Genomic DNA, 18,105 nt, shown 5'->3' on the forward strand with positions numbered 1-18,105 from the left:
ATCGCTGGCGCAAATCATCCGCATCCGGTAAGGCCGGGCCGGTTGCGCGAACCAGCAGGTTCGCCGCCTTGGAGGAGGGCTGAGGTGACCGACATTTTGAAAAAGACGCCAGGCGACACGGCTACCCGCCGACCGCGCGTCATGCCCGACGTGACGAAGGCGATTGCCTCCGACATCTTTTCCGGGCGCTATCCGGCCGGCTCTTCGCTGCCGACCGAAAACGAACTGGGCGTCGAATACGGCGTCAGCCGCACCGTCATCCGCGAGGCCCTCAAGGTGCTGGCCGCCAAGGGACTGGTGCTGTCGCGGCCGCGTGTCGGCACCGTCGTCTGCACCGAGGATGATTGGAACATCATCGACCCGCAGGTGCTGGCCTGGCACGCGCCGCATGCGCTCCACGACAAGCTGTTCGACGCCATACTCGAAACCCGCCGCGCCATCGAACCGCTGGTCGCCGAGCTTGCCGCCGCGCGCGCGACATTGCAGGAAATCGCCAACCTCGAAGCCGCGTGGCGCGGCATGGCCGGCGCCGGCGAGGACCTCGGTACCTTCTCGCGCTCCGACATCGCCTTCCACCAGATCCTTTATGCGGCGAGCCACAACCCGATCTTCCGGCAGATCGGCAATCTGATCGACACCGGGCTCAAATTCTCGCTGGAGGCGACGGCGACCATTTCGCTCGATCGGCGCATGGAGGCGGTGGCCGCGCACCGCGAGGTGGTCGAGGCGCTGCGCATGCGCGACGCCGAGGCGGCACGCAGTGCCGCAAACCGGATTCTCGACCTTGCGGCGCGCGACCTCGTCAGCGCCAAGAAACTCAAGAACAACTGAGACCAGCATGAAAATCATATCGCTCACCACCTACATCGTGCCGCCGCGCTGGCTGTTCCTGAAGATCGAGACCGATGCCGGCGTCACTGGCTGGGGCGAGCCGGTGGTCGAGGGCCGGGCGCTGACCGTCGAGGCCGCCGTGAAGGAGCTTGGCGACTATCTCATCGGCAAGGATCCTCGCCTGATCGAGGACCATTGGACGGTGATGCATCGCGGCGGCTTCTACCGCGGCGGGCCGATCCTGATGAGCGCGATCGCCGGCATCGACCAGGCACTGTGGGACATCAAGGGCAAGGCGCTCGGCGTGCCCGTGCATGAGCTGCTCGGCGGCAAATTGCGCGACACGATCAAGGTCTATTCCTGGATCGGCGGCGACCGGCCGGCGGAAGTGGCTGCCGGCGCCAAGGAAGTGGTGGCGCGCGGCTTCCTGGCGCTGAAGATGAACGGCACCGAGGAACTGCAGATCGTCGACAGCCATGACAAGATCGATGCCGCCGTCGAGCGCGTCGCCATGGTGCGCGAGGCGGTCGGGCCGAACATCGGCATCGCCGTCGATTTCCATGGCCGCGTGCACCGGCCGATGGCGCGCATCCTGGTCAAGGAACTCGAACCCTACCGGCTGATGTTCATCGAGGAGCCGGTGCTCAGCGAAAACCGCGAAGCGCTGAAGGAGATCGCCGCCCTCGGCTCGACCCCGATCGCGCTCGGCGAACGGCTCTACAGCCGCTGGGACTTCAAGTCGGTATTCGAGCAAGGCGTCGTCGATATCATCCAGCCAGACCTGTCGCACGCCGGCGGCATCACCGAATGCCGCAAGATCGCGGCGATGGCTGAGGCCTATGACGTGGCGGTGGCGCCGCACTGCCCGCTGGGGCCGATCGCGCTCGCCGCCTGCCTGCAACTCGACGCGGTCAGCTACAATTGCTTCATCCAGGAGCAGAGCCTCGGCATCCACTACAACGCCGGCAACGACCTGCTCGACTATGCCGCCAACAAGGACGTCTTCCGCTACGAGGACGGCTATGTCGCCATTCCCGACGGGCCGGGCCTGGGCGTCGAGATCGACGAAGACTATGTCAAGGAGCGCGCCAAGGAAGGCCATCGCTGGCGCAATCCGATTTGGCGCCATAAGGACGGCTCCTTCGCCGAGTGGTGAAGAGATAGATCGCCGGTCTCGGCAGGTCAGCTATTTCTTTGCAATCGCGCATTTAAGGCCTATGCTTCGGCATCGGCCGCCAGTTCTTCGGATGCGTCCGACAGTGAGAGGTGCGTGCTCTTGCCCGTATGGGAGAGAGCCTTGCCCCAATCCCTCTTTCGCAACCAGGTGCTGAAGGCCCTCTCCTCGCAGGACTTCGCGCTTTTGCGGCCATCGCTGCATCATGTCGAACTGGACATCAAGGACCAGTTGGAGGTCGCGCATCAGCCGATCAAGGACGTATATTTTCCCGAGAGGGGCATCGCGTCGGTGGTCGCCACCATGACCGGCGGGCGGCAAAGTGAAGTCGGCATTATCGGCTATGACGGGATGACAGGAATTGCCGTCATTCTCGGACAGGAAAGCACCGCCACCGAGACCTATATCCAGGTCGCGGGCAATGGGTGGCGCCTGCCGGTTGAAACCCTTCGCTCCGCGATTGCGGAAAGCCCGTCCCTTCGCGCATCACTCCTGGACTATGCCCACGCGTTCCTCGTCCAATCGTCGCGGACGGCGCTGGTCAATGGTCATTCGAAAATCGAGGAACGCCTGGCCCGCTGGCTGCTGATGGTCCATGACCGCGCCGAAGGAGACAAGATCTACCTGACGCATGAGTTTCTGGCGACCATGCTCGGCGCCCACCGCCCCGGGGTCACCACGGCCCTGCAAATGCTTGAATATCGAGGATTGGTTCACGCCAAGCGCGGCGAGATCACGATCGTCGACCGCGCTGGGTTGATAAAGCTCACACATGGCGCTTACGGCGAGGAGGAGCAGCGTTATTTCGGCCTGGCCGCAGCCTGAAGCATGCCGGTTGAAACGGGTTCAGCCGACGTGCCCTAGCCCCTCAGCAGGTCGCCCGAAAGCATCAGCGGTTTTGAGCGGCTCGCAGCGACTGTCCGCTACCGGACATAGGCTTGAAGGCGGTCGAATTCGTGCCATAAATCGGATTGGTCGGGGTTTCAGGGAGGAATTCTTCATGACCAATTCGTTTCGAACCATCACTGTTGAAAAAGCCGCCGAAGCCTATGTCCTTTCCAGGGGAAGGGCCCGGTTCCTCTCCATCGCGCAGGCGATCCGCGCCATCCGAACACTGATGCCGGCATGCAAGGCCACCGACCGCGAGTTGGAGGAACTGGTGGCGGCCGCATCCTTCGTTCATGGCGTGCCCGTCGCCTTCGACGCAAGAACGGCCAAAGCACCACGGCTCCATTCGTAGGCCCGTAGATGTCCGCGCCCGTGGAGACGCCTACCTTGTCGGACGTCCGACTGGCGATCGTCCGACACCTGATCGACAATGTCGAGAGCACGAGCATTTCGATATCCGAGGTGAACCGCGCCGTGAGGCGAATGTTTCCGCTTTGCGAACTTACCGATTGGGAACTTGACGATCTCATTGCGCGAAGCGCGATCGGCGCTGGATTTGCGATCGATTTCGACGCGGGAGGATCCTGGCCGTATCGAAAACCGATAGGAAAATCAGCGGCCTAGAAGGTGACTGGTGGAGCCAATCGGAATCGAACCGACGACCTCTTGAATGCCATTCAAGCGCTCTCCCAACTGAGCTATGGCCCCACTTCCGGAGTCAACCGGCGCCGTTGCCGGCGAAGAGATCCGGCGCGGGTTGGAACACCGCGCCGTTAGTGCAGGCGGCTTCTAACCCCGCCTTTCCCAGATATCAAGCCTTGAGTACCGGCTTTTTGTTCACAGGCCGAGAAAGCCTGCAAACACTTGCATTCCAGGGCCGATCAGACCTCATCGTCGTCGTCGCCAACGCCGATCATGTCGGCGACGTCGTCGTCTTCTTCCTCTTCGTCGGCAAGGAATGTGTCATCCTCGTCGTCGCCCAGGTCGACATCTTCGTCGTCGCCGAGATCGGGCAGATCGTCGCCCTTGGCGTCCTCGTCGGCCTCTTCGAGCGAGACGACTTCAACGCCCTCTTCGTCCTCGGCGTCCACTTCCTTCTCGGCCACTTCCTCTTCCTCCTCGAGGGCGGCGATCTTGCCTTCCTCGAAATAGGAACGCGGATAGGTCTTGCCCGTATAGGGCGAGACGATCGGGTCCTTGTTCAGGTCGTAGAATTTTCGACCCGTCTCAGGGTCGATACGCTTTGTGCCAAGTTCGTTTTTTGCCACGGCAAGCCTCGTCAATAAAAGAGTGGTCCCCTTAACCACAGTTTGGGGCGCTGTCAAAGCGAAAAGCCGGCGTCACAAAACCAAGTCCTGAAAGGCCTCGCGCCAAGTGACGACCATGGGGATGACCATTTCGCCCCGCCGTGATACGAGACCGCCGCAACAAATGAAAAGCGCCGGCCCGCCGGCACTCCGTCCAGGGAAATTCCATGTCTCACGCCGCCGCTGCCAAGCCGGCCACCGCCCGCAAATCGTCAGCCCTTTCCGGCACCGCACGGGTGCCGGGCGACAAGTCGATTTCGCACCGCTCCTTCATGTTCGGTGGGCTGGCCTCCGGCGAGACCCGCATCACCGGCCTGCTCGAAGGCGAGGACGTGATGCGCACCGGTGCGGCCATGAAGGCGATGGGCGCGCATATCGAAAAGCGCGGCACCGAGTGGGTGATCCGCGGCACCGGCAACGGCGCGCTGCTGCAGCCGGAAGGCCCGCTCGATTTCGGCAATGCCGGCACCGGCTCGCGGCTGACCATGGGCCTCGTCGGCACCTATGACATGGAAACCACCTTCATCGGCGATGCCTCGCTGTCGGGCCGGCCGATGGGCCGCGTGCTGGAGCCGCTGCGCCAGATGGGCGTGCAGGTGTTGAAGGCGACGCCAGGCGACCGCATGCCGATCACGCTGCATGGGCCCAAGCACGCCGCCCCGATCACCTACCGCGTGCCGATGGCCTCGGCGCAGGTGAAGTCGGCGGTGCTGCTCGCCGGCCTCAACACGCCCGGCATCACCACGGTGATCGAGCCGGTGATGACACGCGACCACACCGAAAAGATGCTGAAGGGTTTTGGCGCCAATCTGTCGGTCGAAACCGACGAGCGCGGCGTGCGCCACATCTTCATCGAAGGCCAGGGCAAGCTTCACGGCCAGACGATCGCGGTGCCGGGCGACCCGTCCTCGGCCGGCTTCCCGCTGGTGGCGGCACTGATCGTGCCGGGTTCCGACATCACAATCGAAAACGTACTGATGAACCCGACCCGCACCGGCCTTCTGCTGACGCTGCAGGAGATGGGCGGCAACATCGAAATCCTCAACCCGCGCAATGCCGGCGGCGAGGATGTCGCCGACCTGCGGGTGCGTTATTCCGAGCTCAAGGGCGTCACCGTGCCGCCCGAGCGGGCGCCGTCGATGATCGACGAGTATCCGGTGCTGGCGGTCGCGGCGAGCTTTGCCGAGGGCGAGACGCTGATGCAGGGGCTGGAGGAGCTGCGGGTGAAGGAATCCGACCGGCTGTCGGCGGTCGCCAACGGGCTGAAGCTCAACGGCGTCGACTGCACCGAGGGCGAGGCTTCGCTTGCGGTACGCGGCAAGCCGGGCGGAAAGGGGCTGGGCGGCCATCCCAACGGGTTGGATACGACGGTGCAGACCCATCTCGACCACCGCATCGCCATGAGTTTCCTGGTCATGGGGCTGGCGACGGAAAAGCCGGTGACGATCGACGACCAGGCGATGATCTCGACGAGTTTCCCGGAATTCATGGGGCTGATGAAGGGACTGGGCGCGGAGATCGGGTAAGGTTGATGGCAAGCGCGAAGCAAGCAGAGATGTCGGCAGGACAGAGGGGGGTGTGAAGGATCGCGACGCTTGTTTTATCCACCGCATCTTCCGATCGCGTTGGCCCGCCAATGACACACGTCTTCACCATCGCCATCGACGGTCCAGCCGGTGCAGGCAAAGGCACCCTCGCCCGGCGTCTCGCCGACCATTACCGGCTGAACCTGCTCGACACCGGCCTCACCTACCGTGCGGTGGCCCATGCGCTGCTGCGGCTCGGCCTGCCGCTCGACAACGTATCGGCGGCCGAAACCGCCGCGCGCCAGGTCGATCTGGCGACGCTCGACCGCGCGGTCTTGTCGGCGCATGCGGTCGGCGAGGCTGCCTCGAAAGTCGCGGTTTACCCGACCGTGCGGCGCATCCTGGTGGAAAAGCAGCGCGAATTCGCCAAGACGCCGCCGGGCGCGGTGCTCGACGGGCGTGACATCGGCACTGTCGTGTGTCCCGACGCCGACATCAAACTCTATGTCACGGCGAGCGCCGAAGTGCGCGCGAGGCGCCGGCTGGCGGAGATCGAGAGCATCGGCGGCACCGCCGATTTCGCCGAAATCCTCGCCGACATCGAGCGGCGCGACGAGCGCGACATGGGCCGCGCCGACTCGCCCTTGAAGCCGGCCGCCGACGCGCACTTGCTTGATACCAGCGAAATGGCTATAGAAGCCGCGTTTCTCGCGGCCATGACTGTCATCGACGACGTGCTGGCCAAGCGAAATAAAGCCTGATCCGGGTTTTCCCTCGTTTTCCGTTGCCGGAAACGCAGAAAATACCCATATCGGGCATGAACCAGCCTGCCAGCATTCTTCATGCGCCGGAATTGCCGCTTGAAAAGCGGCCCAGGGTTTTTCAACCCGGAACGCCGGCAGGCCAACGCAACGCTAACCCACGGCGCCCGTCCCGCTTCAGATGCGGGGCACTCCAGGAGAAAATATGTCAGCTGCAAATCCCACTCGCGATGATTTCGCGAGCCTGCTCGAAGAATCATTTACCGCCGGCCATTCCGGCGAAGGCCAGGTCGTCAAGGGCACGATCACCGCGATCGAAAAGGACATGGCCATCATCGACGTCGGCCTCAAGGTCGAAGGCCGCGTGCCGCTGAAGGAATTCGGCGTCAAGGGCAAGGACACCACCCTCAAGGTCGGTGACACCGTCGAAGTCTATGTCGAGCGCATCGAGAACGCGCTTGGCGAAGCGATGCTTTCGCGTGAGAAGGCCCGCCGCGAAGAGAGCTGGGTCCGTCTCGAAGAGAAGTTCACCAAGGGTGAGCGCGTCGAAGGCGTCATCTTCAACCAGGTCAAGGGCGGCTTCACCGTCGACCTCGACGGCGCCGTGGCCTTCCTGCCGCGCAGCCAGGTCGATATCCGCCCGATCCGCGACGTCTCCCCGCTGATGCACAACCCGCAGCCCTTCGAGATCCTCAAGATGGATCGCCGCCGCGGCAACATCGTGGTCTCGCGCCGCACCGTGCTCGAGGAAAGCCGCGCCGAACAGCGTTCGGAAATCGTGCAGAACCTCGAAGAAGGCCAGGTTGTCGAAGGCGTCGTCAAGAACATCACCGATTACGGTGCGTTCGTCGACCTCGGCGGCATCGATGGCCTGCTGCATGTCACCGACATGGCATGGCGCCGCGTCAACCATCCGACCGAAATCCTCAACATCGGTCAGACGGTCAAGGTGCAGATCATCCGCATCAACCAGGAAACCCACCGCATCTCGCTCGGCATGAAGCAGCTCGAGAGCGATCCGTGGTCCGAGATCGGCACCAAGTTCCCGATCGGCAAGAAGATCAAGGGTACCGTCACCAACATCACCGACTACGGCGCGTTCGTCGAGCTGGAGCCGGGCATCGAAGGCCTCATCCACGTTTCGGAAATGTCGTGGACCAAGAAGAACGTGCACCCCGGCAAGATCCTGTCGACGACGCAGGAAGTCGACGTCGTGGTGCTCGAGGTCGATCCGGCCAAGCGCCGCATCTCGCTCGGCCTCAAGCAGACGCTTGAGAATCCGTGGCAGGCGTTCGCCTCCAGCCATCCGGTCGGCAGCCAGGTCGAGGGCGAGGTCAAGAACAAGACCGAGTTCGGCCTGTTCATCGGTCTCGAAGGCGACGTGGACGGCATGGTGCACCTGTCCGATCTCGACTGGACCCGTCCGGGCGAGCAGGTCATCGAAGAGTACAATCGCGGCGACATGGTCAAGGCGCAGGTGCTCGACGTCGACATCGACAAGGAGCGCATCTCGCTCGGCATCAAGCAGCTGGCCAAGGATACGGTCGGCGAAGCGGCCAACAGCGGCGAACTGCGCAAGAACGCGGTCGTCACCTGTGAAGTCATCGGCGTCAAGGATGGCGGTCTGGAAGTGCGGCTTGTCGAAAGCGGCATCGAGACCTTCATCAAGCGTTCCGACCTCAGCCGCGACCGCGACGAGCAGCGCCCCGAGCGCTTCACCGTCGGCCAGAAGGTCGATGCCCGCGTCATCGCCTTCGACAAGAAGACCCGCAAGCTGCAGGTCTCGATCAAGGCGCTGGAAATCGCCGAAGAGAAGGAAGCCGTCGCTCAGTACGGCTCGACCGACTCCGGCGCTTCGCTGGGCGACATCCTGGGTGCCGCGCTGAAGAAGCAGGGCAACTAAGGCGTCAGCCATCGACGGCACGCCTCGCGTGCGACCTCACAAAAAGACCCGCCGGAGCGATCCGGCGGGTCTTTTCTTTACGGGAACATAAACTTCGTCGCGTATTTGCCAGTGGTCCAAGGGAATACCTTCCATGAGCAATGGCGCCAACAATGCCGCCGCGCGACCTTCCTGGTTGCTGCGTCTTTACACCAACGCGCCTGTCCTGTTCTGCTTTTGCGCAATGGCGATCCTGATGACCGCCCTTTGGTGCCTGGGCTTCAGGCTCAACAATGACGCGGACGATCTGCTCAAGCTCCACGAAATCCGTACCTTGCTTGAGACGGGCAATATCTTCGACCGGACGCTGCCCGGTATCGTCCAGCCCGAGCCCTATGTCTCGCACTGGCCATGGATCGTGGACTTGCCCTATGCCGCCTTCGCGCGGCTGGTCACCCCGTTCGCCGGCTTCGAGCCGGCTCTGATGCTGGCAAGCTTCGCTGTCCCGCTGCTGCTGCTTGCGCCGGCGCTCTATTTCTACAACCGGCTGGTGATCGCCACCGGCTTTGCCTATCCGGCCGTTGCATTCCCGTTGGCGCTGATCTTTGCCGCGCGCACCTTCTTCGAATTCGCCCCGGGACGGATCGACTATCACAATCTGCAAATCCTGCTGCTTCTGGCAGCGCTGGTGTTGATGATGTCGCGAAATCGCTTTTCCGCCTTCGTCAACGGGCTGCTGACGGCCCTGTCAATCGCCGTCAGCGCCGAGTTCGCGCCGTTCTATGCGCTGGTGATCGCGGTCTACGCCTTCGACTGGATTTTTGACCGCGAGGGCGGTGAAAGCCGGATCGTCGGTTTCGGCATCGCCTTGGCTGCCGGGGCGATCGGCCTGTTCGCGGCGATCGTGCCGCCTTCCGCCTATACCGCGGTCAGATGCGACACCTATTCGACGCCGCATGTGACGGCGCTGGTCGCGGCCGGGCTTTCATTTGCCGTCGTGCCTTCGCTTGCCGGCCGGCGTGGAGGATGGGCTATGCGCACGGCAATCCTGCTGGTGTTCGCGGCGGCAAGTGCCGCGGCGCTTGCCAAGCTGTTTCCGCAATGCCTGGCCAGCCCCTATGCCTCGCTCGACGCCTATGTCCGCGACAACATGATCAACAGAATTCTTCAGGAAATGAGCCTGTTCCGGCGCCCTGATGTCGTCCTGTCGACAGGCTTTCCCAGTATGGCGCTGCTGTTTATCGGCGCGCTTGCGCCTGCCGTCATCTGCGCCGGGCGGCACGGTCGAAGCCGGCCTCTCGTGATATTGGCCCTGTTCTCGCTGCTCGCGCTGGTGCTTGCGGTCGGTTATGTCCGCTACTACCGCTACCTTCCGATCTTTGCCGGCATAGGCCTCGTTTTCGTCCTGGCGAGCCTGCTGTCGCCGGATGCGAGGTTGGGACGCTATTTGAAATCTCCGGTGCCGGCGGCATCGCGCAGATATACGTTGATCCTGCCGGGTCTCGTTTTGTCCGTCGCAATGGCGCTGTACAACCTGTCGGTAAAACCGTCCGAAGCGGCGGTTCCCGCGGGCGAGCTCGCCGATAACTGCTATTCCAGCCCTTTTGAGCCTGAACAGGGTTGGCCGGCGGGCGCCATTGTCCTTTCCCCACCGCTGGTCGGCTCGCGTTTCGTTGCCCTTGCCGACGGTCCCAAGGTGGTGACGATCGCCAATCACCCGTCGGCCAAGGGAATCGAACGAAGCTACCGTTTTCTTGATCCGGCGACCGCCGACCCACGCGCGATACTCGATGCCACCAAGGCAACGCATGTCGCGATTTGCGCCTGGCGAGGGCCGCCTTTGCCGGCGCTGGAAGCCGCCTATCCATTCGCGGCGGGGTTGATTGAAGGCCGGCCGCCGGCATGGTTGCGCGAGTGCCCCACGGCCGCTTCATCGCCGCTGCGGATCTACAGCTATCGCAATGCCGATGGAACGGATGCCGTGTGCCCGGCTTCGACGCTCGCGATTCAGGCCCGGCCGTAGAGCGGCACCAGAGTTCCGCTCATCGCCTGATTGGCGGGTGAGGCCAGGTAGGCGATGGCCTCGGCCGCGGCTTCGAGGCTGACCCATCTGGTGAAATCGGCGTCCGGCATATCGGCACGGTTCGCCGGCGTGTCGAGCGTCGACGGCGCCACGGCATTGACCAGGATACCCTCGGCCTTGAGTTCCTCCGCCATCGCCACCGTCATCGCCGCGACGGCTGCCTTGCTGGCCGCGTAGGCAACCATGCCGGCACCGCGCCTGAGGTCGAGCCCGGCGCGCGCGGTGACATTGACGATGCGGCCGGCGGTGCCTGACTCCAGCATCGAGCGGATGGCCGCGCGGCTGCACAGGAAGGTGGTGCGGGCATTGGTGTCCATCATCTCGGCAAAAGATGCCGATTCGATCTTTTCCACCGGCGCCGCGGCAAAGCCGCCGGCCAGATGGACGGACCCCCACAAGGCGGGAACCTGAGCATAGAAGGCCTCGACCTTGGCGGAGTCCGACAGGTCGACATTGTGCGCCAGCTTGACGTTCTCGTGCGCGGCGAAAGGAAAATGCTGGGGTGCGGCGGCGTGCGCGTTCGGCACGTGGCAGATCGCGCCCTGCTCCAGCAGCCTGCCGACCACCGCGCCACCGAGCGCTCCGGTTCCGCCGGTCACAACGATATGCCTGCCCTTGAGTGTTTCCGTCATCCTGGACCGCTCCTGTCGTTTTTTATGATTTTGTCGCTTGTTGCCGCCCGACGCGAAGCGTCGCGCCTTTCGGGCGATCACTCAATTGATATCTCGACATGGCAGCCGTCACGTCTTTGCATGCGTCAGGCAGCCGTGCGACAGGCAGAGCCGCGGGCGCGCTGCTCATGCCTGCGCAAAAGCCAAGCCGGCGAAGGATACGATGCTGGATGGAAAATCAACGCTGTCCTGAAGGCTTCAATCGATCGTGATTTCGATGACGCACGGCAGTCCCGTCGCCCGGGCGCGTTTCAGGGCCCGCGGCAAGGCGCCGATATCGGCCAGCCGTTCGGCGCCGATGCCATAGGCCTCGGCCAGCTTGCAGAAATCCGGCGGCGCCGGCGATACGCCGACAGGTTCCACGCCGACATCGAGCATCGAGGTTTCGATCTCGCGATAGCCGCGATTGTTCCAGACGACGAAGATGACAGGGGCCGCGGCATCGAGCGCCGCGCCGAGCTCAGGCAACGTGAACTGGAACCCGCCGTCGCCAGTCAGGCAAACGACCGGCGCATCGGGCATGGCAAGCGCTGCGCCGATCGCCGCCGGCGGGCCGTAGCCGAGCGCGCCGAAGCCGGTGGAGGCGTTGAACCAGCCGCCTGGCCGGTCGTGATCATAGTAGAGGTTGGCGGCGTAGATCGGTTGTGTCGAATCACCAACGATAATCGCGCCCGGCAAGGTGTCGCGTATCATTTCCACCGCATGCACCTGCGCCACATAGGCCGGGCTCAGCTCGGCAAAGCCGGCCTCGCGTGCAGCGGCGGCGCGTACCTGGCCGTCCGGCGCGGCCGGATGAGCGGCGCCGATCGCGGCAAGCAGGGCCTCGATCGCCTCGGTGCAATCGGCCTGGATGGCGACTGTCATCGGACGTCGCGCAAGCTGGTCGGCGCCGATGTCGATGCGGATCAGATTGGAAGGCAGGACGAAGCCGCCGTCGCCATAGCCGTCATAGTCGGTCGGCCCGAATTCCGTGCCGGCGGCAATCACCAGATCGGCGTCCGCCATCAGGGCGCGAACCGCCTTCAGGCTCGGGCTTGCCGGAACGCAGAGCGGATGGCGGTGCAGCAGGCCGCGCGCATTGGTGGTTTCGACGACCGGTGCGCCCATTGTCTCGGCCAGGCGACGCAGCGCCATGTCGGCACGCTTGGCGCCGCCGCCGGCAAGGATCAACGGACGGCGCGCGGCGGCGATGAGTTTGGCCGCGTCCGCAATTGCCGCGCCGTCGGGCGCCGGCGGTGCGACGTTGCTCAACAAGGCAGCGATGCCGTCCGCCGGCTTGACCATGACATCGGTCGGGATTTCGATATGCACCGGACCGGGGCGGGAAGACGAAAACAGTGCGAAGGCCCGTGCCAGCGCGCCGGGCAATTCATCGGCTTCGGTAATGCGTTGCGAAAACAGGGCCACCGTTTCCATCATGCCGCGCTGATCCGGCAGCTCATGCAGGAAGCCCAGCCCCTTGCCCAGGGTCGGCATGGCGTTGACGCCCGAGATGACCAGCATCGGCACCGAATCGGCGCGCGCCTGGCCCATGGCGGTGATGGTGTTGGTCAGCCCCGGTCCGGTGATGACGAAAGCGACGCCCGGCCTACCGCTGGCGCGGGCATAACCGTCGGCCATGAAGCCGGCACCCTGCTCATGGCGCGGCGTGACGTGACGGATCTTCGAGCGCGCCAGGCCACGGTAAAGCTCGACCGTGTGGACGCCTGGAATGCCGAAGACAGTATCGACGCCATGCGCTTCAAGCAGCGTGATGAGGGCCTCGCCGAGTGTCGTCATTGGTTTTTCTTCCCTTCCGGCGCAAGGCCTAGTTCGGCCTCGACGGTCTTGATGCCAATCGCCGCCAGTTCGCCGGGCGAGAACATCTCGCCGGCCAGGCAGCCTTCGATCCAGAGTCCGTCGATGATCGCATTGATCGCGATGGCATGGTGGCGCAATTGGCTTGTGTCCGGATTGCGCCGTTCGGCGGCGAGCACCTCGGCCACGACCGCTTCCACCTCATTGCGAAAACCAAGGTAGCCTTCGCGGTGGGCATGGGCCAGGGTCGGATCCGCTCTGGCGCGGCCGATGAAGGTTGCCCAGAGCGAAAACACCCGCGCGTCGATGATCGGCGCATCGAGGTTGGCGGTGATGAAAGCCGCAAGACGCTGACGAGGCGAGGCGTCTTCCATGACCAACGCCGCTTTCGCCTGCTCGGTCATGCGGCCCATCAGCGCCGCATAGGCTTCCTGCAGCAATTCTTCCTTGCTGGGAAAATAGTGCCGGATCAGCCCGGCGGTGACGCCGGCACGCAATGCGATGGTGCGCAAGGTGGCGCCCTGCAGGCCATGTTCCGCCACGCTGTCCAGGGTGGCCTCGATCAGATCCTGCCGCCGCCGCTCCTCGCCCTCGCGACGGAAGCTGCGGCGGGACGGCGTATTCATTGGCGCAGGATCGGCCGTGTCAGGCATGTCGGCCCGCCCTCGCAGGCGATGCAGAGCGCATCCGCCTCGAAGATTTCGACCGTGCAGCCGGCGGCTTCCATCGCGGCTTTGGTCTTTGGAAAGCCTGCAACGGCAATGACCTTGAGTGGGCTGGTCGGCAACACGTTCAGGCTAAGGCCATTGGAAGCCGCGAACTCTTCGGCGTCGCCTTCGACCAGCCGGATGTTGCGCGCCTTCAGCATCTGATAGAACGGGGCCGGCAAAAGCGGTGAATAGACCAGCGCGAGGTCGTCGGCCAGCGGGCTGATCACCGACATCAGATGCAGGCACGCCTCCTCGCCCTGCCACAGCGGCAGGTCAAAGCCGTAGACGGAAACGCCGAGCGGCGTCAGCAGGTTGGAAACCTGCTGGATGCCTTCCTGGTTGGAGCGGACACCGCGCCCGATCACCAGCGTGCGGGCATCAAGCCATACACAATCACCACCTTCGACCTGGCCGGGAGCCTCGACCCGGCCGAGGATTGGAATGCCCAGCCTTCGGTAGGTTTCCTCATGCAGCGAAGGTTCCCTGGCGCGCAAGGGCTTGCCCATGGACAGGATCAACGCGCCGCGGTCGGTCATCAGCGACGGGTCGTGCGTAAACACCGAGTCCGAAAGTCCGTCCGCGGTGTCCTCGATCCATTCGATCTCGGCACCGGAAGCCGTCACCAGTTCAGCAAGGAGCGCGTGCTGCGATGCCGCTTTCGCCGGATTGAAACCCGGGCCATAGTGCCAGGCATCCCTGTCGGCATTGCGCATGGCGTTGGCCGCCGACCGCATCAGCACGCGTCGCAGCGGCGCCGCCATGGACTGTGATCCGAAAGCGCTCATAGAGGCCCTTTTTCTGCTGAAAAAAATCGAAAAAATTTCATGGAAGGCTATTTATACACTTGCACAACAAGCTCGCAAGTGCCGTAATGAGCAGGATTGACGGGCTCTCGCCGTTGGGTCCATGCTGAAGTCTGGAGTGGGCAGTACAGCGTATATGTTGATTAGCCGGATAGACGTTCGACGAGCCGCCGACCCTACAGAGGTCGCCCAGTGACCGTGGTGGAAGCTGCCACAGTCCAATCCGGCAAGGTGCAGGACGGCGCCGCCGAAGCCATCCATGTCGAGAACCTGCACAAGAAATTCGGCGAACTGCACGTGCTGAAGGGCGTGTCGCTGTCGGCGCGCGACGGCGAGGTGATCGCCATTATCGGCGGCTCGGGCTCGGGCAAATCGACACTGCTGCGCTGCATCAACTGCCTGGAAAACCCGACCAGCGGCATCATCCGCGTCAACGGCGAGGAGATCAAGCTCAGGGCCGACAGCTATGGCCACACCGTTCCGGCGGACCGCAAGCAGATCGAGCGCATCCGCTCCAAGCTCGGCATGGTGTTCCAGAATTTCAACCTGTGGAGCCACATGACGCTGATCGAGAACGTCATCGAGGTTCCGGTGCATGTGCTCGGCGTCAAGCGCGACGAGGCTATCGCCCAGGCCGAGAAATTGCTGGCGCGCGTCGGGCTTGCCGAAAAGCGCGATGTCTATCCGGCCTATCTTTCAGGCGGCCAGCAGCAGCGCGCCGCGATCGCTCGCGCGCTTGCCATCAATCCGCGCGTCATGCTGTTCGACGAGCCGACCTCGGCGCTCGACCCCGAACTGGTCGGCGAAGTGCTGAAGGTGATCGGCGACCTGGCGCGCGAAGGCCGCACCATGGTGCTGGTCACCCACGAGATGAAGTTCGCCCGCGAGGTCGCGACCCACGTCGTCTATCTCTACAACGGGCTGGTCGAGGAAGAAGGCCCGCCGGAGCAGATCTTCGGCGCACCGAAATCCGAAAGGCTCAAGCAGTTCATCCGCAACATCGGCTAGGGACAGGCCGAGGCGGAAGAAAACCGGGAACCAACAACAAACTGGGAGTTTGAAATGAAGACTGTTCTGAAGACATTCGCCGCGGCGCTGCTGCTCGGCGTCGCCGCCATGGGCGTCGCCAAGGCCGATCCGGTCAAGATCGGTGTCGCCGCCGAGCCCTATCCGCCCTTCACCTCGCCGGACGCCTCGGGCAAATGGGTCGGCTGGGAGATCGAGTTCATCGACGCCGTATGCGCCGAGGAGAAGCTCGACTGCGTCATCACGCCGGTCGCCTGGGACGGCATCATCCCGGCGCTGACCACCAAGAAGATCGACCTCATCGTCTCTTCGATGTCGATCACCGCGGAGCGCGAGAAGACGATCGATTTCTCGGACAAGTATTACAACACGCCGACGGCGATCATCGGACCGAAGGACCAGAAATTCGGCTCCACGCCTGAAGACCTCAAGGGCAAGGTCGTCGGCGTCCAGGTGTCGACCGTGCATGCCGTCTACGCCAAGAAGCACTTCGGCGCCACGGCTTCCGAGATCAAGGAGTACCAGACCCAGGACGAAGCCAACAACGATCTCGCCGCCGGCCGGCTGGACGCGGTGCAGGCCGATTCCATCGCGCTCGGCGAATTCCTCAAGTCGGACCAGGGCAAGGCCTGCTGTGACCTGAAGGGCATGGTGGCTCCGGACGACGAAGTGCTCGGACCGGGCGTCGGCGCCGGCGTGCGCAAGGAAGACACCGACCTGAAGGAAAAGATCAACGCCGGCATCAAGGCGATCCGCGCCAACGGCAAGTATGACGAGATCTCGAAGAAGTACTTCGATTTCGACATTTACGGCGGCGGCGGCGCGCAGTCGAACTGATTGGCAAGCCTGGCTTGTGACCGCGCGGCGCATCGTGCGCCGTGCGGGTTTCGCCTGAACCTGTCCACGCACGCTTTCGCTGACGAAAATGGCCAGCGGCTGACGCCAGCAATCCGGGGGCAAAGCTGATCGACGCATTTCTTTCGGCCTCGGCGGCCGGCATCATCGAGCTTCTCTCGCCCAACCCACCAGGCTGGGGCGGAACGCTTCTGCTCGGACTTCTGCATTCGATCGAGATCGCGCTCGGGGCCACCTGCCTCGGCCTTTTGATCGGCACTGGCGGCGCCTTCGGCAAGCTTTATGGCGGGCCGGTGGTGCGTGATCTGCTGGCGGTTTACACCACCGTCGTGCGCGCGGTGCCCGAACTGGTGCTGATCCTACTGCTTTATTATGCCGGAACCGACCTGATCAACCAGGCGCTGACGGCAATGGGCTACCAGCGCGTCGACATCAGTGGCCTTGCCGCCGGCATCGCCGTGCTCGGCTTCGTCCAGGGCGCCTATTCGACGGAGGTGATACGCGGAGCGATCCTGGCTATTCCGCAGGGCCAGATCGAAGCCGCCCGTGCCTACGGAATGTCTCCCGGCCTGATGCTGCGGCGCATAACACTGCCGGCCATGCTGCCGTTTGCCATACCGGGCCTCGCCAACCTCTGGCTGATCGCCACCAAGGACACCGCCCTGCTGGCGGTCGTCGGGTTCTACGAACTGGCGCTGGCAACGCGGCAGGCCGCAGGCGTCACCAAAGCCTATTTCACCTTCTTTTTCGCCGCAGCCGTTCTCTACCTGCTGCTGTCGCTGATTTCCAATTTCCTTATCGGCCGCGTCGAGGCATGGTCGCGGCGCGGCATGCCTTCGCTCAAGGAAGCACGCTGATGGCGAACGAAGCGGCCGTCATCAACGTTGTCGCGCGAACGTCGCTATGGCTGCAGCCGCACCGCATCGTGCTGATCCTGGTCGCGCTGGGGCTGGTTCTGGGTGCCATATTCTTCATGCGCTGGGACTGGCTGCCGCAGTATTACGAGATGGGCCTGCTCGGCATCTGGCGTTCACTATGGATCCTGGCCGTTACCTGCGTGCTCGGCTTCCTGCTCGCCGTGCCGCTCGGGCTGGCGCAGGCCACCGGCTCGTTCTGGTTCGCGGCACTCGCCAAGGCCTTCTGTACGGTGATCCGGGGAACGCCGCTGCTGATCCAGCTGTGGCTGCTCTATTACGGCCTCGGTTCGCTGTTTCCGCAATATCCGTGGATCCGCGAATCCTGGATGTGGCCGTATCTGCGGCAAGCCTGGCCTTATGGCGTGCTGGCGCTGACCCTGTCGTTCGCCGGTTACGAGGGCGAGGTGATGCGCGGTGCCTTTGCCGGCGTACCCAAGGGACAATTGGAGGCGGCTCGCGCCTTTGGCATGAGCCGCTGGAAAATCTTTCGGCGCATCTGGCTGCCGCAGGCCTTCTACAGGGCGCTGCCGACACTGACCGGCGAGACCGTGCTGCAATTGAAATCGACGCCGCTGGTGGCGACGATCAGCGTCATCGATATCTTCGCCGTTTCGTCCAAAGTGCGGCAGGACACCTATCTCACCTACGAACCCTTGCTGCTGCTGGCGCTGATCTACATGACGATCACCGGCATCCTGGTGTTCGCCTTCGGCAGGATAGAGGCGCGCATCCCGAACAAGATCGGCTAGAGCATTTCACCGTTTCACGGAAACGGCGAACCGCTCTATCTCTTTGTTTTTACGCAATTCCCAAGGGAAAGCGCTACGCGCTTTTCCCGGGAAAACCGTGTCACACTTTTCCTGGAATTGCTCTC

The 18,105-nt window shown here is 63.5% G+C and carries 17 protein-coding genes and 1 tRNA gene; 12 read left to right on the top strand and 6 right to left on the bottom strand.

The features are described from left to right. Positions 1–84 precede the first annotated feature (84 nt). The 4 genes from MESOP_RS01400 (at position 85) to MESOP_RS01415 (ending at position 3,245) form a co-directional block, all read left to right on the top strand. Entirely contained in the window at positions 85–831 is a 747-nt protein-coding gene (locus tag MESOP_RS01400; protein WP_013891528.1) for a FadR/GntR family transcriptional regulator, read from the top strand. A gap of 7 nt (positions 832–838) precedes the next feature. After that, positions 839–1,987: a galactonate dehydratase gene (gene dgoD / locus MESOP_RS01405; RefSeq protein WP_013891529.1), complete on the top strand. Its 1,149-nt coding sequence runs from the start codon at positions 839–841 to the stop codon at positions 1,985–1,987. A 141-nt stretch (positions 1,988–2,128) separates the two neighbouring features. After that, positions 2,129–2,830 (top strand): Crp/Fnr family transcriptional regulator, encoded by a 702-nt coding sequence (locus tag MESOP_RS01410; protein WP_041163958.1) that lies wholly within the window; start codon positions 2,129–2,131, stop codon positions 2,828–2,830. A 175-nt stretch (positions 2,831–3,005) separates the two neighbouring features. Beyond that, positions 3,006–3,245: a hypothetical protein gene (locus MESOP_RS01415; RefSeq protein ID WP_013891531.1), complete on the top strand. Its 240-nt coding sequence runs from the start codon at positions 3,006–3,008 to the stop codon at positions 3,243–3,245. A gap of 280 nt (positions 3,246–3,525) precedes the next feature. Here MESOP_RS01415 and MESOP_RS01425 read toward each other — a convergent pair. Continuing rightward, positions 3,526–3,601 (bottom strand) — tRNA-Ala (locus MESOP_RS01425). Positions 3,602–3,774: 173 nt separating this feature from the next. Continuing rightward, entirely contained in the window at positions 3,775–4,161 is a 387-nt protein-coding gene (locus MESOP_RS01430; RefSeq protein WP_013891533.1) for a TIGR02300 family protein, read from the bottom strand. A 206-nt stretch (positions 4,162–4,367) separates the two neighbouring features. Between MESOP_RS01430 and aroA the strand changes: the two genes are divergently transcribed. From aroA to MESOP_RS01450, 4 genes are all read left to right on the top strand, one after another. Beyond that, positions 4,368–5,726, top strand: coding sequence for a 3-phosphoshikimate 1-carboxyvinyltransferase (gene aroA, locus MESOP_RS01435; protein ID WP_013891534.1), 1,359 nt, complete (start codon positions 4,368–4,370; stop codon positions 5,724–5,726). A gap of 110 nt (positions 5,727–5,836) precedes the next feature. After that, positions 5,837–6,487 carry a (d)CMP kinase gene (gene cmk, locus MESOP_RS01440; protein ID WP_013891535.1) on the top strand — a complete coding sequence of 217 codons (651 nt, stop codon included), beginning with the start codon at positions 5,837–5,839 and terminating at the stop codon, positions 6,485–6,487. A 205-nt stretch (positions 6,488–6,692) separates the two neighbouring features. Next, entirely contained in the window at positions 6,693–8,390 is a 1,698-nt protein-coding gene (rpsA, locus tag MESOP_RS01445) for a 30S ribosomal protein S1 (RefSeq protein ID WP_013891536.1), read from the top strand. A gap of 133 nt (positions 8,391–8,523) precedes the next feature. Further along, positions 8,524–10,392 carry a hypothetical protein gene (locus MESOP_RS01450; protein ID WP_013891537.1) on the top strand — a complete coding sequence of 623 codons (1,869 nt, stop codon included), beginning with the start codon at positions 8,524–8,526 and terminating at the stop codon, positions 10,390–10,392. Here MESOP_RS01450 and MESOP_RS01455 read toward each other — a convergent pair. The 4 genes from MESOP_RS01455 to MESOP_RS01470 all read right to left on the bottom strand — a co-directional run bounded on the left by MESOP_RS01455 (position 10,377) and on the right by MESOP_RS01470 (position 14,415). Beyond that, positions 10,377–11,084: an SDR family NAD(P)-dependent oxidoreductase gene (locus MESOP_RS01455; protein WP_013891538.1), complete on the bottom strand. Its 708-nt coding sequence runs from the start codon at positions 11,082–11,084 to the stop codon at positions 10,377–10,379. The genes MESOP_RS01450 and MESOP_RS01455 overlap by 16 nt on opposite strands. A gap of 237 nt (positions 11,085–11,321) precedes the next feature. Next, positions 11,322–12,902 (bottom strand): 5-guanidino-2-oxopentanoate decarboxylase, encoded by a 1,581-nt coding sequence (locus MESOP_RS01460; protein ID WP_013891539.1) that lies wholly within the window; start codon positions 12,900–12,902, stop codon positions 11,322–11,324. Further along, a complete protein-coding gene (locus MESOP_RS01465) occupies positions 12,899–13,546 on the bottom strand; it encodes a TetR family transcriptional regulator C-terminal domain-containing protein (RefSeq protein ID WP_041163959.1) in 648 nt (215 codons plus the stop codon). Before MESOP_RS01465 ends, MESOP_RS01460 begins: the two co-directional genes overlap by 4 nt. After that, on the bottom strand, positions 13,543–14,415 hold the full coding sequence (locus MESOP_RS01470; protein ID WP_041163960.1) for a dimethylarginine dimethylaminohydrolase family protein: 873 nt from the start codon (positions 14,413–14,415) through the stop codon (positions 13,543–13,545). The genes MESOP_RS01465 and MESOP_RS01470 overlap by 4 nt, the downstream gene beginning before the upstream one ends. A gap of 210 nt (positions 14,416–14,625) precedes the next feature. On the opposite strand from MESOP_RS01470, the gene MESOP_RS01475 reads away from it, so the two are divergent. The 4 genes from MESOP_RS01475 to MESOP_RS01490 all read left to right on the top strand — a co-directional run bounded on the left by MESOP_RS01475 (position 14,626) and on the right by MESOP_RS01490 (position 17,980). Further along, positions 14,626–15,441, top strand: a complete 816-nt coding sequence (locus tag MESOP_RS01475; RefSeq protein WP_013891542.1) for an ABC transporter ATP-binding protein — start codon at positions 14,626–14,628, stop codon at positions 15,439–15,441. A gap of 54 nt (positions 15,442–15,495) precedes the next feature. Further along, positions 15,496–16,296 carry a transporter substrate-binding domain-containing protein gene (locus MESOP_RS01480; RefSeq protein WP_013891543.1) on the top strand — a complete coding sequence of 267 codons (801 nt, stop codon included), beginning with the start codon at positions 15,496–15,498 and terminating at the stop codon, positions 16,294–16,296. 161 nt (positions 16,297–16,457) lie between these two features. Next, positions 16,458–17,171: an ABC transporter permease gene (locus tag MESOP_RS01485; protein ID WP_210160835.1), complete on the top strand. Its 714-nt coding sequence runs from the start codon at positions 16,458–16,460 to the stop codon at positions 17,169–17,171. Beyond that, positions 17,171–17,980, top strand: a complete 810-nt coding sequence (locus tag MESOP_RS01490; protein WP_013891545.1) for an ABC transporter permease — start codon at positions 17,171–17,173, stop codon at positions 17,978–17,980. Before MESOP_RS01485 ends, MESOP_RS01490 begins: the two co-directional genes overlap by 1 nt. Positions 17,981–18,105 lie beyond the last annotated feature (125 nt).

The organism is Mesorhizobium opportunistum WSM2075, assembly GCF_000176035.2.
GTDB classification, from domain to species: Bacteria; Pseudomonadota; Alphaproteobacteria; order Rhizobiales; family Rhizobiaceae; genus Mesorhizobium; species Mesorhizobium opportunistum.

Coding starts and splice junctions, on each gene's coding strand:
- MESOP_RS01460 (WP_013891539.1), bottom strand. CDS start 12,902: ATGACGACACTCGGCGAGGCCCTCATCACGCTGCTTGAAGCGCATGGC.
- aroA (WP_013891534.1), top strand. CDS start 4,368: ATGTCTCACGCCGCCGCTGCCAAGCCGGCCACCGCCCGCAAATCGTCA.
- MESOP_RS01455 (WP_013891538.1), bottom strand. CDS start 11,084: ATGACGGAAACACTCAAGGGCAGGCATATCGTTGTGACCGGCGGAACC.
- rpsA (WP_013891536.1), top strand. CDS start 6,693: ATGTCAGCTGCAAATCCCACTCGCGATGATTTCGCGAGCCTGCTCGAA.
- MESOP_RS01465 (WP_041163959.1), bottom strand. CDS start 13,546: ATGAATACGCCGTCCCGCCGCAGCTTCCGTCGCGAGGGCGAGGAGCGG.
- MESOP_RS01490 (WP_013891545.1), top strand. CDS start 17,171: ATGGCGAACGAAGCGGCCGTCATCAACGTTGTCGCGCGAACGTCGCTA.
- MESOP_RS01480 (WP_013891543.1), top strand. CDS start 15,496: ATGAAGACTGTTCTGAAGACATTCGCCGCGGCGCTGCTGCTCGGCGTC.
- MESOP_RS01450 (WP_013891537.1), top strand. CDS start 8,524: ATGAGCAATGGCGCCAACAATGCCGCCGCGCGACCTTCCTGGTTGCTG.
- MESOP_RS01470 (WP_041163960.1), bottom strand. CDS start 14,415: ATGAGCGCTTTCGGATCACAGTCCATGGCGGCGCCGCTGCGACGCGTG.
- MESOP_RS01415 (WP_013891531.1), top strand. CDS start 3,006: ATGACCAATTCGTTTCGAACCATCACTGTTGAAAAAGCCGCCGAAGCC.
- cmk (WP_013891535.1), top strand. CDS start 5,837: ATGACACACGTCTTCACCATCGCCATCGACGGTCCAGCCGGTGCAGGC.
- dgoD (WP_013891529.1), top strand. CDS start 839: ATGAAAATCATATCGCTCACCACCTACATCGTGCCGCCGCGCTGGCTG.